Consider the following 1,051-nt stretch of genomic DNA (forward strand, 5'->3'; position numbering starts at 1 on the left):
GGGTTGAAGGTAGACCGGAAGGACTGCTGGACTGTATACAAGTGAGAATGCCGGTATGAGTAACGAAAAGATCAGTGAGAATCTGATCCGCCGAAAACCTAAGGGTTCCTGAGGAAGGCTCGTCCGCTCAGGGTAAGTCGGGACCTAAGGCGAGGCCGAAAGGCGTAGTCGAAGGACAACAGGTCGAAATTCCTGTACCACCGTAAATCGTTACGAGCGATGGGGGGACGCAGTAGGGTAGTGACGCAGACTGATGGATGTCTGTCCAAGCAGTGAGGCTGATGTGTAGGCAAATCCGCACATCTTAAGGCTGGGCTGTGATGGGGAGTGAAAATTACAGTAGCGAAGGTCATGATCTCAGACTGCCAAGAAAAGCCTCTAGCCAGATGAAGGTGCCCGTACCGTAAACCGACACAGGTAGGTGAGAAGAGAATTCTAAGGCGCGCGGAAGAACTCTCGTTAAGGAACTCGGCAAAATGACCCCGTAACTTCGGGAGAAGGGGTACCCCGGTAGTGTGAATAGCACGAGGGGGTCGCAGTGAAAAGGCCCAAGCGACTGTTTAGCAAAAACACAGGTCTGTGCGAAGCCGCAAGGCGAAGTATACGGGCTGACGCCTGCCCGGTGCTGGAAGGTTAAGGGGAGTGGTTAGGAGCAATCCGAAGCTATGAACCGAAGCCCCAGTAAACGGCGGCCGTAACTATAACGGTCCTAAGGTAGCGAAATTCCTTGTCAGGTAAATTCTGACCCGCACGAATGGCGTAACGACTTGGGCGCTGTCTCAACGAGAGATCCGGTGAAATTTTAATACCTGTGAAGATGCAGGTTACCCGCGACAAGACGGAAAGACCCCATGGAGCTTTACTGCAACTTGATATTGGATTTGGGTACGATCTGTACAGGATAGGTGGGAGCCTAAGAAGCATGAGCGCCAGCTTGTGTGGAGGCAACGTTGGGATACCACCCTGATCGTATCTAGGTTCTAACTTGGTACCGTGATCCGGTGCGAGGACAGTGTCAGGTGGGCAGTTTGACTGGGGCGGTCGCCTCCTA

Annotated in this window: 1 rRNA gene; it reads left to right on the forward strand. The window is 53.0% G+C overall.

Annotation, left to right across the window (positions count from 1 at the left end):
* Nucleotides 1–1,051, forward strand: a 23S ribosomal RNA gene (locus KFT32_RS27105); the annotation flags it as partial.

The sequence above is a fragment of the Paenibacillus sp. Marseille-Q4541 genome (assembly GCF_018310695.1).
Taxonomy (GTDB): Bacteria; Bacillota; Bacilli; order Paenibacillales; family Paenibacillaceae; genus Paenibacillus.